The 14,020-nt window shown below is 29.7% G+C and carries 16 protein-coding genes and 1 tRNA gene; 3 read left to right on the top strand and 14 right to left on the bottom strand.

Going from position 1 to position 14,020, the window contains the following annotated elements; all coding sequences use genetic code 11:
- Positions 1 to 75 precede the first annotated feature (75 nt).
- From L1S47_RS14665 to L1S47_RS14650, 4 genes are read right to left on the bottom strand one after another with little or no spacing between them, the layout of a single operon-like run.
- Entirely contained in the window at positions 76 to 2,526 is a 2,451-nt protein-coding gene (locus tag L1S47_RS14665; protein ID WP_238884288.1) for an ATP-dependent Clp protease ATP-binding subunit, read from the bottom strand.
- A 12-nt stretch (positions 2,527 to 2,538) separates the two neighbouring features.
- A complete protein-coding gene (locus L1S47_RS14660; RefSeq protein ID WP_238884287.1) occupies positions 2,539 to 3,561 on the bottom strand; it encodes a protein arginine kinase in 1,023 nt (340 codons plus the stop codon).
- 13 nt (positions 3,562 to 3,574) lie between these two features.
- Complete coding sequence (locus L1S47_RS14655; RefSeq protein ID WP_238884286.1) at positions 3,575 to 4,096, bottom strand: UvrB/UvrC motif-containing protein; 522 nt, start codon at positions 4,094 to 4,096, stop codon at positions 3,575 to 3,577.
- A gap of 13 nt (positions 4,097 to 4,109) precedes the next feature.
- Positions 4,110 to 4,565, bottom strand: coding sequence for a CtsR family transcriptional regulator (locus tag L1S47_RS14650; RefSeq protein ID WP_202766063.1), 456 nt, complete (start codon positions 4,563 to 4,565; stop codon positions 4,110 to 4,112).
- Positions 4,566 to 4,702: 137 nt separating this feature from the next.
- Between L1S47_RS14650 and L1S47_RS14645 the strand changes: the two genes are divergently transcribed.
- A complete protein-coding gene (locus L1S47_RS14645) occupies positions 4,703 to 5,353 on the top strand; it encodes an MBL fold metallo-hydrolase (RefSeq protein ID WP_238884285.1) in 651 nt (216 codons plus the stop codon).
- 146 nt (positions 5,354 to 5,499) lie between these two features.
- On the opposite strand, the gene L1S47_RS14640 is transcribed toward L1S47_RS14645, so the two are convergent.
- The 8 genes from L1S47_RS14640 to L1S47_RS14605 form a co-directional block, all read right to left on the bottom strand.
- Positions 5,500 to 5,670, bottom strand: coding sequence for a DUF362 domain-containing protein (locus L1S47_RS14640; RefSeq protein ID WP_202766064.1), 171 nt, complete (start codon positions 5,668 to 5,670; stop codon positions 5,500 to 5,502).
- 88 nt (positions 5,671 to 5,758) lie between these two features.
- The gene (locus L1S47_RS14635; RefSeq protein WP_202766065.1) at positions 5,759 to 5,962 is read right to left on the bottom strand and encodes a heavy-metal-associated domain-containing protein; all 204 of its coding nucleotides are present in this window, start codon (positions 5,960 to 5,962) and stop codon (positions 5,759 to 5,761) included.
- 20 nt (positions 5,963 to 5,982) lie between these two features.
- Entirely contained in the window at positions 5,983 to 6,888 is a 906-nt protein-coding gene (locus tag L1S47_RS14630; RefSeq protein ID WP_202766066.1) for a stage 0 sporulation family protein, read from the bottom strand.
- A 1-nt stretch (position 6,889) separates the two neighbouring features.
- Positions 6,890 to 7,819, bottom strand: coding sequence for a DNA polymerase III subunit delta' (locus L1S47_RS14625; RefSeq protein WP_238884283.1), 930 nt, complete (start codon positions 7,817 to 7,819; stop codon positions 6,890 to 6,892).
- Positions 7,820 to 7,836: 17 nt separating this feature from the next.
- Positions 7,837 to 8,166, bottom strand: coding sequence for a cyclic-di-AMP receptor (locus tag L1S47_RS14620; RefSeq protein WP_202766068.1), 330 nt, complete (start codon positions 8,164 to 8,166; stop codon positions 7,837 to 7,839).
- Positions 8,167 to 8,288: 122 nt separating this feature from the next.
- Positions 8,289 to 8,966, bottom strand: a complete 678-nt coding sequence (locus L1S47_RS14615) for a deoxynucleoside kinase (protein WP_238884281.1) — start codon at positions 8,964 to 8,966, stop codon at positions 8,289 to 8,291.
- Between the two features lie 26 nt (positions 8,967 to 8,992).
- Positions 8,993 to 10,405, bottom strand: coding sequence for an aminotransferase class I/II-fold pyridoxal phosphate-dependent enzyme (locus tag L1S47_RS14610; protein WP_238884279.1), 1,413 nt, complete (start codon positions 10,403 to 10,405; stop codon positions 8,993 to 8,995).
- A gap of 23 nt (positions 10,406 to 10,428) precedes the next feature.
- On the bottom strand, positions 10,429 to 10,611 hold the full coding sequence (locus L1S47_RS14605) for a sigma factor G inhibitor Gin (protein WP_238884278.1): 183 nt from the start codon (positions 10,609 to 10,611) through the stop codon (positions 10,429 to 10,431).
- A 213-nt stretch (positions 10,612 to 10,824) separates the two neighbouring features.
- Here L1S47_RS14605 and L1S47_RS14600 point away from each other — a divergent pair, with 213 nt between their 5' ends.
- Positions 10,825 to 11,991: a M20 family peptidase gene (locus L1S47_RS14600; protein ID WP_202766072.1), complete on the top strand. Its 1,167-nt coding sequence runs from the start codon at positions 10,825 to 10,827 to the stop codon at positions 11,989 to 11,991.
- Between the two features lie 39 nt (positions 11,992 to 12,030).
- On the opposite strand, the gene L1S47_RS14595 is transcribed toward L1S47_RS14600, so the two are convergent.
- Positions 12,031 to 12,516: a hypothetical protein gene (locus L1S47_RS14595; protein WP_238884276.1), complete on the bottom strand. Its 486-nt coding sequence runs from the start codon at positions 12,514 to 12,516 to the stop codon at positions 12,031 to 12,033.
- A 273-nt stretch (positions 12,517 to 12,789) separates the two neighbouring features.
- Between L1S47_RS14595 and L1S47_RS14590 the strand changes: the two genes are divergently transcribed.
- The gene (locus L1S47_RS14590) at positions 12,790 to 13,701 is read left to right on the top strand and encodes an LD-carboxypeptidase (protein WP_238884275.1); all 912 of its coding nucleotides are present in this window, start codon (positions 12,790 to 12,792) and stop codon (positions 13,699 to 13,701) included.
- Positions 13,702 to 13,865: 164 nt separating this feature from the next.
- Here L1S47_RS14590 and L1S47_RS14585 read toward each other — a convergent pair.
- Positions 13,866 to 13,940 (bottom strand) — tRNA-Cys (locus L1S47_RS14585).
- Between the last annotated feature and the right edge of the window lie 80 nt (positions 13,941 to 14,020).

Below are 14,020 nucleotides of genomic sequence, written 5' to 3'. Positions count from 1 at the left end.
ACACTGAGCATAAAATATTATAAATTCCTAAAGAGTAAAAAAAAATAAAAAGAGTCAATTTGACTCTTTTTATTTTTAAACTGGAGTAAGTGGTGTAAAGACTAATCCCTCTTCATGACTAGTTACTTTTACCTTATCACCTTTTTTAATGCTTCCTTTAAGTAATTCTTCTGCAAGCTTATCTTCAACCTTTTTAGTAATAATTCTTCTTAATGGTCTTGCTCCATAAGTTAAGTCACTACCTTCTTTTATTAAAGATTTTTTACTTTCCTCATCAAACTCTAAATGAATTTCTTGCTCATCTACTCTCTTTACTATTGAATCTAACATAAGATCAATAATTTGTAGTAAATCTTCTTCTTCGAGACTATGGAATACTATTGTATCATCAATTCTATTTAAGAATTCTGGTCTAAAGCTTCTCTTTAGCTCATCCATAATATTGCCCTTCATTTTTTCATATTCACTTTCGGCTTTATTTTCATCAATTGAAAAACCTAAAGTTTTCTGCTTCTTAAGCATATGTGCTCCAAGATTAGATGTCATTATTATTATAGTGTTTTTAAAGTTTACTGTTTTCCCTTTAGAGTCAGTTAATCTACCATCTTCTAATATTTGAAGAAGAATATTAAATACATCTGGATGTGCTTTTTCTATTTCATCTAGAAGTATAACAGAATACGGCTTTCTTCTTACTGCTTCTGTTAACTGTCCTCCTTCATCATATCCAACATACCCTGGAGGAGATCCTATTAATCTAGAAACTGAGAATTTCTCCATATATTCTGACATATCTATTCTTATTATACTATTCTCATCCCCAAACATAGCTTCTGCTAATGCCTTTGAAAGTTCAGTTTTTCCTACCCCAGTAGGTCCAAGGAATATAAATGACCCTATAGGTCTATTTGGATCTTTAAGTCCTACTCTAGCTCTTCTTACTGCTCTTGCTACAGACTTAACTGCTTCTTTTTGACCTATAACTCTATTATGAAGAATTTCTTCAAGTTTTAATAACTTATCTGCTTCTTTTTCAGTAAGTTTTTCTACTGGAACTTTTGTCCACTTAGATACTACTGCAGCTATTTTTTCTGCATCAACTATCTGGGTTTGAACTGAAGTTTGTGCACTCCAATTATTTTTAAGGCCTTCCAATTTTTCTCTTAACTCTTTTTCTTTATCCCTTAAAGATGCTGCTTTTTCAAAATCTTGCACTGTAATAGCATCATCTTTTTCTTTCTTTGTTTTATCAATTAATTCTTCTATTTCCTTTAAATCTGGTGGGGCTGTAAGATTTTCTATTCTAACCTTTGCTGAAGCCTCATCAATTAAATCTATTGCTTTATCTGGCATATATCTATCAGTGATATATCTATCAGATAAGTTTACTGCAGCCTCTAAAGCTTCATCAGTTATCTTTACTCTATGGTGAGCTTCATACTTATCTCTTAACCCTTTAAGTATTTGTAAAGTTTCTTCCTTTGATGGTTCTCCAACATTTATAGGTTGAAATCTTCTTTCTAAGGCAGAATCCTTTTCTACATATTTTCTGTATTCATCTATAGTTGTAGCTCCTATACATTGAATCTCGCCTCTAGCTAATGCTGGTTTTAATATATTTGATGCATCTATCGCACCCTCTGCTCCACCAGCTCCAACTATCGTATGCATTTCATCGATGAAGAGTATAACATTGCCGGCATTCTTTATCTCTTCCATTACTTTTTTAAGTCTATCTTCAAATTCACCTCTATATTTTGCTCCAGCAATCATTGAACTTATATCTAAAGAAACTACTCTTTTTTCTTTTAAAATTTCTGGTATATTTCCTTCAACTATTTTTTGAGCTAATCCTTCTGCTATGGCAGTCTTACCAACTCCTGGGTCTCCTATTAAACATGGATTGTTTTTAATTCTTCTACATAGAATTTCTAAAACCCTCTGTGTTTCTTCATCTCTTCCTACTACAGGATCTAGGTTTCCTTCCATTGCCATATCAGTTAAATCTCTACCATACTGATCTAAAGTTGGAGTTTCTTCTCTATGTTTTCTTTTTCCTTCTTCAGCATTACTCTGTGGATTATTTGTATTAGCTGAAAGTGCTGCTATCAAATCCTTTTTAACCTTGTCAAAATTAACATTTAAGGTATTTAAAATTGTAAATGCAACACCCTCTCTTTCATTTACCATTGCAAGTAACATATGTTCTGGAGAAATATAATTTTGGCCTAAATTTCTAGCTTCTAGTAAGCTTAAGTCTAATAATCTTTTAGTTCTAGGAGTTAATGGTATATCCTCCTTGCCAGATTCAAAATCCCCTTCTCCTACATATTGATGAAGTAAATTTATTACTTGGTCTTCTTTTACTCCATATTCTTGCAATAAATCTTTGCTTATTCCATCTTCAGCTATTATTCCTAGTAGAATATGTTCTGTTCCAATGTATCCATGTTTAAAGTTTTGAGAATGCTTCTGAGCTTTTAATATGACTCTTTGAGCTCTCTCAGTAAATTTACCATACATCATTTTCTCCACCTCCTAAGTTTCTAATAAAATGTTTCTAATTATATTCGCTCTCTCAATGTTTAAATCTCTTTCCTTTAAGCCTGCACCTAAATGATTCTGCAAAGTAGCATTCTGAGAATAAATCAATATCTTATTTAATTTTTTAATAGTTATATCTTCTATTATTCCAAGTTCTACACCTAATCTTAAATTTGATAATAAGGATAACCCCTCTTTCAATGTAAGTATCCTGGAACTCTCTAGCAAAGCACGTGCTCTAAACACCTTATCTTCAAGCTCGTATTTATATTGTTTAAGATATATTTCTCTCAATTGCTTTTCTTGAGAAACAACTTGTAAAGTCACAGCTTCTAAATTATTTAAGATATCTTCATCTGTAACTCCTAGTGTTACCTGATTTGATATTTGATAAAGATTTCCTTCTCCTTTAGAGCCTTCACCATATAATCCTCTTATGGTCATTCCCACTTGTGCCAATCCTTTAAGCAATTTATTCATTTCATTATTTAAAGTCAAGGCTGGTAAATGAACCATAACTGAAACTCTCATAGCTGTTCCTAAGTTTGTAGGACATGCTGTCAAATATCCAAGTTTCTCATGAAATGCATACTCAAGCTTATTTTCAAGCAAAGAATCAATTGTATCCGCTTTTTCATATACTTCTCTTATATTATATCCTCCTGATATACATTGTAGTCTTATATGGTCTTCTTCATTTATCATCAAACTAATTGTTTCATTGTTATCCACTATAAAAGAGGCCACATCATTATTTTTAACAAGATTCGGACTTATTAAATGCTTCTCAACAAAACTTTTTGCTAAGTTAGGAGTTACTTCCCATAAATTATAAGTATTATACTTATCATCTTCAGAAACAGACTCCATAAAAGCTTCTCTTACTTTTTGTCCTATCTGTATGCCTTCTTCTTTAGTTAATTTATTAGGGAATGGAAATTCTTTTAGATTTCTTGCTAGCCTTACTCTGCTAGAAATAACAATATTCTCTTTATTACATTCTATCCAACTTTCCATAAATCTTCCCCTCCTATTCTCCTAACTTATCTTGTAATATTTTGATTTCATCTCTTATTTCCGCCGCTCTTTCATATTCCTCGGCTAAAATTACTTTTTGTAATTCTTCTTTTAGTTTTAATATCTTATTTCTTTCCAATATCTCTTTACCACATTTTTCAGGAATCTTTCCTATGTGTTCAACATCTCCTTGAACTCTCTTTATTATTTGACTTAACGATTTTGAGAAACTCTCATAACACTCACTACACCCAAGTAATCCAGTCTTCTTAAATTCGTTATATGCCATACCACACTTTTTACAGTATATGTCACTCTCTGTTTGTGTTTTAGTATTTTTATTGTAATAATCTACAAGCCCTCCTAGTATACTTTGAAGTGGAAATCCATCAAATTCTTCAAAGGAAGTACTTACAGGTATATCTGATATGTCAGCTGCACACTTTTCACACAACCTTACTTCACTTTTATTTCCATTAATAATCTTAACCATATGAACTGTAGCTTCATTTTTGTTACACCTCTCACATAACATATTACTTCCTCCTTTATGATAATAATAATGCAACTGTAGCTTTTAAAATGTCAGCTCTTAATTTATTTTTATTTTCCACAGAATTTAAAGTTCTTTCATTTATTACCATCTTTATAATCTCAAATTCTCTATCATCTATAATGTCTGCATCATATAGACTTTCAAGTAGTGCTATAGCATTATGGTATGTTATAGAATCTCCAATACTTTCATCTATTAATTCTTTTCTTCTCTTATGATTATCATATTGTACTTTTCTTATTACAATATATCCTCCGCCGCCTCTTCTACTCTCAATCAAATATCCTTTTTCATGACTAAATCTTGTAGTCAGTACATAATTAATTTGAGATGGAGCACAACTAAATCTATCTGCTAATTCATTTCTTTGAATTTGTAATTGCTTATCTTCGCTTTCTAATATCAAGCTTTTTATAAATCCCTCAATTACGTCTGATAATCTTGCCATTTTAGCACCTCTTTACCTTGACTTTCTTTGACCTTTATTAAATATATATTATCATATAATAATTATTAGTGCAATTCCTTTGAATATAAATTAATAATATTTTTTACTCTACTTGGTTATACTTATTTTGAGGTGATATGGTGGAAATTATATGGTTTGGTCATTCTTGTTTTCTAATTAAAACATCAACTGGAAGAAAAATTCTTATGGATCCTTTTGACGAAACTTTAGGCTATCCAACTGTTGAGGAAGAGGTTGATATTATAACCATATCTCATAACCATTTTGATCATAATTATATTAATAAATTAAATTCTTCATGTAATATTTGCAGAGAACCTATAAAATATTCCCTTAACTTTTGTAGTATAGAAGGATTTGTATCTTATCATGATAATTTGAATGGAATGAAAAGAGGGCCAAATATTATATATGTAGTAGAAATTGATGGATTAAGAATATGCCATTTAGGAGACCTAGGACATGTTCTATCTGAGGAAAGTAGAAAGTTATTAGAACCAATCGATATTCTGATGATTCCTATTGGCGGAAATTATACAATTAATGGGAAGGATGCTAGCTTATTAACTAAATTACTTAATCCTAAATTTGTTATTCCTATGCATTATAGCACTCCATATATATCTGCTTCGATAAATGGGGCTGAAGACTTCTTAATATCAATGAGAAATATACATTCTTTAGAAGGAAATAAACTAAATACCTCTTCTTTAGATTTTAATATTTCCGAGCCTAAAGTAATTTTCTTTTCAATTTCTGATTTATAAAGAAATCATTTAATGGATTATGAGCCATAGATTTTTCTCAGTCTGTCCTTCCGAACATATGAGATAAAATTCGGTTATAGACTATTTATCTTTTTACACTATAAAATAAAAAAACATCGCTTAAACAGCGATGTTTTTTGTTTAAATTATTCTTGAACTGGTGCTCCTACTGGGCAAACATTAGCACAGTTTCCACAATCGATACAAGAACCTGCATCTATAACAAATTGTGTATCTCCTTGGCTTATTGCATTTACTGGGCATTCAGCAGCGCATGCTCCACAGCTTACGCAAGAATCTTCGATTTTATATGCCATAACCAACACCTCCTAATATTTTTGACGAAAAACGTCATGTCTATTTTAGCATGTTTGGTTAAAATTTAAAAGTCTTTTAGAGCATTTTTTATACTACAGTATAACCTAAAGATTCCACTGAATCGATAATTTTATCTATTGCACTAAAATAATCGTCATATATTATGTTAGCTTCGCCCTTCTCTCTGCTTATTTCGCATGCTACAACTCCTTGGTTGGATGCTATTGCATTTTTTATCTTTCGTACATCTTCAGCAGTCTTCATTCCTGCAATCCTTAATGAAGATTTCATTCTAATCCCCCTTGAAAGTTTTAATTTCCCTTTATTAAATCTTTAATTAATGCTTTATCCGCATCATCTTCTATTACTAATTTAATTTCTCCATCATCTACACTATCTTCATAACTTCCAGATACTAACTCTACATCTTGGATATTATATTCTCTAATAATTTCTTCTTCACCAAATGGCATTCTAACCTTAACAATTTCCTTAACAGTATTATTTCCTACAACTTCACCTTTACCGTCATCAGTAGAAACGACTGATCCTACTCTAGGTAATCTCTTCCTAATATCTTCATAAGTACTTTGTTCATAATTTAAGCAGCACATTAATCTTCCACAAATTCCTGAAATCTTAGTAGGATTTAAAGAAAGATTTTGTTCCTTCGCCATCTTTATAGATACTGAAGCAAAATCACCTAAGAAACTTGAACAACATAGTTGTCTTCCACATGGTCCAAGACCACCTAGCATCTTAGCTTCATCTCTAACTCCTATCTGTCTTAATTCAATTCTTGTTTTAAATATTGTTGCTAAATCCTTTACTAATTCTCTAAAATCTACTCTTCCGTCAGCAGTAAAATAAAAAATTACTTTGTTATTATCAAATGTATACTCGACATCAATAAGTTTCATATTTAATTGATGTTCTTCTATCTTTTTTAAACATATTTCAAATGCATCTTTTTCTTTATCTTTATTTTCTTTATGTTTATCCTTATCTTCTTGATTTGCTACTCTTAATACTGTTTTTAATGGTGATATAATCTCTTCTTCAGAGATCTCTTTTTCTCCAATTACACATTCTCCAAATTCTATTCCTCTGGCAGTTTCAACTATTACATAGTCACCTTTTTTTGCTCCAGTATCTATTGGATCAAAATAATATATTTTACCCGCTTTTTTAAAGCGTATACCTACAACTTTTATCATCTTAAACCTCCATAAGATCTACAATCATAACATTTAATGTTAATGCAAAATTTGTATTACTCTTTAGTCTTTCTCTTGTATCATTTATTATACTTACTATTTTATTTAACTTTATAAAACTCATTTCTTTTGATAATCTATCTATTTCATGAAGTTTATCACTATTTATAATTAACTTCTTATTTTCAACTTCTTTATAAATTGAGATATCCCTAACTAATGAAAGTAAAACTTGTAGAAGCTCTTCCCATTCCTCTTTATAATTTTTAAAACTTTCTTCGAACCTTATTACTGCTTCTTTATTATTTGTTTTTATCTCTTCTAAAAGTTTACATAATAAATCTCTTAAAGTCGCTAACTTTTCATCATTAATAAACCGCTCTGCTCTTCCTGGAATCCCGCTACTATACGCAATAGCTGCATTTTTCTTATCTTCATCTAAAGCTTTAAACTTCAAATCAATATATTCTTCTATCTCTAATAAACTTAATGGAGAAAGCTTATGAACTTGACATCTTGATTTTATTGTATCTAAAATTTGTTCTCCACTTTCACATAATATTATTATATATACTCCTTTAGGAGGTTCCTCTATAGTTTTTAGTAACGCATTTTGAGCTTGAATTGTAAGCTTATTGCCCTTATGTATTATAACTACTTTCTTTTCTCCTTCGAAGGGTTTTTTATTTACCTCTTGTATTATGTCTCTAACTTCATCGATCCCTATAGATTTTTCCTTAAGCCTGTAGTGTATAATATCAGCGTAATCTCGTTCTTCCTTTTTATCCAGTATTCTTAATGCAAAGATCGTAGCGAGAGTACTTTTCCCTATGCCGTCTTCTCCTATAATTAAATGAGCATGAGAGAGTGCATTTTTGTCTATAAGCTTATTAAAAACCTTTCTTATTTCATTATGACCAATAAACTCCATTGCACTCCTCCTACAAATTAAATCTTAATAAATTTATCTACATCAACTACAAACACTGTCGCCCCACCCACTTGAACTTCAACGGGATAAGACATAAATACATCTGCTGTTCCAACCATTGGTGTTGGAGAAACCATTAACTGATCTCTAGTTTTACATGTATCTTCAATGATTGCAATTACATCATCAAGTTTTTCTTTTTCTACTCCTATTAACAAGGTAGTATTTCCAGCCTTTAAAAATCCTCCTGTTGTTGCAAGCTTAGTTACTCTAAAACCACCTTCTGTTAGAGCTTCTACTAAATCAACAGAATCATCATCCTGAACGATTGTTATGACTAACTTCATAATATTTTCCCTCCTTTTAATCTATACCCCTTATTAATACTTATTTTACCACAAATTATATACTTAAAATATACTTTTATAATATTCTAACAACTCTACTAATATATTTTATCGCTATTTAACTATAAGTACTTTTTTACATAATTATATATTTCGTTATGTATGTCTTCTATACTTCTTAATTTATCCCCATCATTACATTTTATTTTGTTCCAATTATACTTATTTGCAATATCTAAACTATTATTATATGAGTTCACTAAATATTCCTTATTACTTTCATGAATATCTTTTTCTTTCCCCCCCGTAAATTTGTTAGCTCTTTCCTTCATAAGCTCTTGACTTATCTCAGGAGGCATATCTAAAAATATTACACAATCAGGTGTTGGTAACCCGTATAAATTAAATTCTAATTCATATAGCCAATCCAAGTATTTATTTCTATCACTTTTATTCATTTTAACAGCTTGATGCACCATATTGGAAGTAGTATATCTGTCAGATATTATTATTCCACCATTTTTATAGAAATCTTCCCAATCTGTTTTATATGATGCAAACCTATCAATTGCATAAAAAGTTGATGCCACATATGCATTAACATCTTCAGGTTTTTTTCCAAAGTCGCCATTTAAATACATCTTTACTGGTGCACATGCTGGACTATCATAATTAGGATATGTTATTTTTCTTACATTATAGTTTTCCTTAAATAATCTATCATAAAGTCTTTGTGTTTGTGTTGCTTTTCCAGATGCATCTGATCCACTTTCTATTATAATTAATTTACCTTTAGCCATAATTTTCCCTCCATTATCTATATTACCTAATTAGATACTACTTTAACTTTCCCATCCTGGACTCCAATAATATCAATTTTATCTTCTAATAACTCAATTAGCTTGTCCTTTTTCTCATTGGATATTTTCTCTCCCAACATTATAAATGGTATACCTGGTGGATAAGGCGTAATATTCTCAGCAGCTATATGTCCTGAAATATAATTTATATCTAATAAGGTTGTAGCCTTATCTAGTATTTTATACGGTTCAATAATATCTCCGTCTTGTATTTCTAAATATGAATTATATCCTTTATAAGTTTCATTTTCACTCTTTACTAATTTCAGTTCTAAAATTGCTTTTTCTAATCTATCAAAATCTTCTTGAGTATTAAAAGGTGTTGCAATAAGTACAACAGTTCTTCCAAAACTCATTTCGCACTGTACTCCTTTTTCAAGTAAATACTTTTCTAAATCAATAGATTTATATTCCTTACCTTGAGTGATAACTATTTTAGTTGGATCGAAAATCCATTCAGAACCTAAGTCTTCTTTGCTCATAACTTTTATATATGGCACTTTTTTCACATTATCTTTAAATATATTAATTCTGTCGATTAATATATCATACTCTTTATCAGCTTTTTCTTGTAGGTAATATCTACTGTAATCTAAAGTTAATAAAAAAATGTATGATGGACTTGTGCTTGTAAATATTTTAAGATAAAATTCTATCTTTTCTTTATACTCTTCCTTATTTATATGTAAATAAGCACTTTGGGTTAAGGAAGGTAATGTTTTATGCGCACTCATGACTATCATATCAATTTCATATTTTAATGGATTTTCAGGTAAATTTTTATTGAAACCAAAATGAGCTCCATGTGCAGCATCTAATAATATTTTAATATCTTTTTCTTTACACTTATTTACGATTGTTTTTAAATTAACTCCTATTCCAAAATAGTTAGGATATGTTAATATAATTCCTTTAATATCGCTTTCTTTTTCTAATACTTTTAAAAAATTATTCAAATCTATTCCTAAGGTCACATCATTGTTTTTCTCTACAGAATTTTTAAGAAATATTGGTTTCAGTTTTCTAAGCATAATTCCATTATAAATAGATTTATGACAGTTTCTTTCAACCAAAACTTTATCTCCTTCTTGAAATGCTGCAAATATCATAGCTAAGTTACCTGAAGAACTTCCATTAACTAAAAAATATGATGATTTACTCTTATAACAATTTTTTAATAATTTTTGCGCCTCTTTAATTATTCCTCTTGGATTATGCAAATTATCTAATCCTTCAACCTCAGTAATGTCTGAGCTTGGAATTAGTTCTAATATACTTTTATTAAATGCCCGTCCCAACTTATGTCCGGGCATTGAGAAAGGCGCAAGATCTAACTTTTTATATTCACTTAAACCTTCTAACATTGGTATTTTAGTCATACATTACTTCCCTCATTTAATAGTTAATTTGATTTATCAATTATTTCTGCCAAATGCTTTCTTATCTTTCTTCTATTTAACTCATATATATCCGAATCAGCAGACATTTCTGATATAGCTTTTTCACAATTTAAACAAATTTCCTTTCCGCATATTATTATACCATGTTCAGAATTTTTTCCACATATAATACATCTATTTCTCATATTTTCCCTCCATCAATCTCTTTTTAATATTAGTGATTATTGACTTATTCAATATATAGTATTCATAAAACAATTTAAATTCATTAATTTGACTCCATGTTTTATATAAATATTTTTTATGTTATTGGATAAAATAACATAAGCATCTCTAGTCTATAATTTATAAAGAATTTGATGCTAATAATTCTTTGAAAATTCAAAGGAGGGTTAATTTTGAAGCAGGAACTTATTTCATATCTATCAACTTGTAGAGAAGAGCTATTCTCTTTATGTAAATTTCTATATGATAATCCAGAGGAAAGCTATAAAGAAGCAAAGGCATGTTCATATATAACAAATTATTTAAAAGAAAAGGGGTTCTATGTTAATAATAACTTTTTAGGTATTAAAACCTCATTTATTGCTGAAGTAGGAAGTGGGCACCCTAAAATTTGTTTTTTATGTGAGTATGATGCAATCGCTGATTCTGGCCATGTTACTGGCCATAATTTATTAACTACAATTTCTATTGCATCATCTATAGCTCTTGCAAAACTTTCTGATAAGTTTAAAGGTTCTATTGTCTTAATTGGCTGTCCTGGTGAATATTTGGGTGGTACAAAAACAACAATGGTTAGACAAGGTATCTTTGATGATATTGATATAGTAATGCAATGTCATCCAAACACTATAACAGCTGAAAGTGGAACATCTTCAGCAATAATTCCACTAAAAGTTAATTACAAGGGAAATGCAGGGCTAAGTTTTTTAAATAAAGGTGTTTATAATTCTTTAGATGCAACATTACTTACATTCAACACTCTTAACTCCTTGATGAAGGGCTTTCCAGATAACTTAGAGATTAACTCTATTCTATCAAAAGGAGGTCTTACACCTTTACTACTTCCAACCGACTCAGAGGCTAAATTTTATATACGAGCTAAAGAAATGGAATATGCTAAATTTGCTGAAAGTAAACTAAGAGAGATATGCTCATTTGTTTCACATATTCTTAATATAGATCACTCTATTTCATTCTATGAACCTCCTAATGAAGAGCTGTTAACAAACATAACTTTAAACCGATTGTATTCTCATAATTTAAAGGAGGCAGGTATTATAGATATTGCTCCACCTAAAGAAAGTAATGCTGGATTAAGTTTAGGTTGTGTTAGTCAAAAAGTTCCTACAATACAACCATATATTGACATAGTCAATAATCAAAACATTAATTATGGCTCTGTAGAATTTGCAAAAGCAACATTAAGTGATTATGCTATGGACAATGCAATAAGAGCATCTCATGCTTTGTGTTTTACTGCTTTAGATGTACTACAAAACTCTCAATTATTAAGTGAAGTAAAGTCTGAATTCTTTTCATTTAATAAAGGCTTATATTAATATTTAAACTCAAAATAAAAAAGGTGACTTCTGTCACCTTTAAGCTACTTTTTTTCTATTTATCTTGTCAACTAAACAATAACTTGGTTGGAAATAAAATTTTCTAATTTTATTTCCATCTCTATATCTGCAACAATATACATCAAAAGAAAATGCACTACACGCATATCTTTTACTAAAAATTGCTGCTAAAAATCCAACTTTTGTTTTTTTAATATATATAATATCATTTATATTTATGTCCTGAAGTGTATTAACTTTCTTATCAGATATTCTATTTATTATAAAGTCTTCTCCAATAATCGAATACTTATATTCAGATTTACACTCTCTATATTGAGAAAATAAAAAAACTCCTATTAAAAGTAATATGATAGGATCACTTATACTTGACACCCCGAATCCACTTATATTTACTGTTCTAAATACCTGTGAAATTACTATAGCAATTGATATCATAATTATTGATAAGATTAGCACTGGTGCCTTTCTCTTTTTCAACACTTCTTTGTGCATTATACCCATATGTGTCCCCCATTAATTACATAATAATCAGATTATACTAGTGTTCTCTATTTAAATCTATAGCTAATTATCTCTATATATATTCATTATAAAATAAAAATTTCAATGTTAACGTTTGTAATAGGTTTTTTATGCTTTTTTCTCTAGTTTTCTCATTCATTTAACTTATAAACATTAATATTAATAATGTTTATTCATAACTAAATAAATTTATCACATTTTTACTTAGTTAATGTATAAAATGTATTACTATTAATTATCAGGAGTACAACCATGCTAATCCCATGTGCACTAAAAAATGGTGATACTATTGGAATTGTTTCTACAGCTTTTCGTGAAGATAAATCAGTTATCGATGGTAAGATTAATTATTTTGAATCACTTGGTTTCAAAATTAAAATTGGTGAGTCTGTTTATAAAGAAGATGGCTATTTTTCTGGAAGTACAACTGCCAGAACTTTAGATCTTATGAATATGTTTAAAGACAAAGATGTAAAAGCTATTATATTCTTTAGAGGCGGATATGGCTCAATTAATATATTGCCTTATATCAACTTGAATACAATTAGATTTAATAAAAAGATATTATGCGGATATAGTGATACAACAGTACTAATTAATTATATATCAAAGAAAACTGGGTTAATTACTTTCCATGGTCCCATGATAAATTCTGATTTCAATAATATAGAAACCTTGGAAAGCCTTAAGTTTACCCTAATGCAAGGAAATAAGCCCTATAGTATACCTTTAGGTAATTGCTCTTTTATTAATCCTAGCGAAATATCCGGAAAATTATGCGGTGGTAACTTATCAACTATTTGCTCATCTATTGGTAGTCCCTATGAACCAAATTTTAAAGATAAGATCCTTATTATAGAAGATGTCAATGAAAAACCCTATAGTATTGATAGGATGTTAACACAACTACTTTTATCTGGAAAGTTGCATAAATGCAAAGGCTTTATCTTTGGTTCATTTTATAAATGCGATAGTGATAATCTATCTAATAACTTCACTATAAAAGAAATAATAAGTCGTATCTTTACCCCACTAAATAAACCTATTATATTAGATTTTCCTATAGGTCACTCTTATCCTAATCTTACTCTTCCAATAGGTGCTATGGCTAAATTTAATCTTTTTAAGAAGACCCTTGATATTATTAATCCTGTTGTTAAGTAACTTATTCACACAAATCCACAAATCGCACACAACTTATCCACATTTTTTGTTGATAAGTTTGTACTTTTTGTTAATAACTTTTATTTGTTAATTGAAATTTTACTTAATTTACAATCCTCTAAACTATAAAAGACTAGCAAACTTAAAGTTTACTAGTCTTTTTTTGGAGGCGCCACCCAGATTTGAACTGGGGGATAAAGGTTTTGCAGACCTCTGCCTTACCACTTGGCTATGGCGCCACACTTATGGTGGCTCGAGCAGGAATCGAACCAGCGACACGAGGATTTTCAGTCCTCTGCTCTACCGACTGAGCTATCGA

The organism is Clostridium sp. YIM B02551 (assembly GCF_022324735.1).
Classification (GTDB): domain Bacteria; phylum Bacillota; class Clostridia; order Clostridiales; family Clostridiaceae; genus Clostridium_T; species Clostridium_T paridis.
Note: the sequence above shows the minus strand (reverse complement) of the source record. Positions and strands in the feature narration are given on the sequence as shown.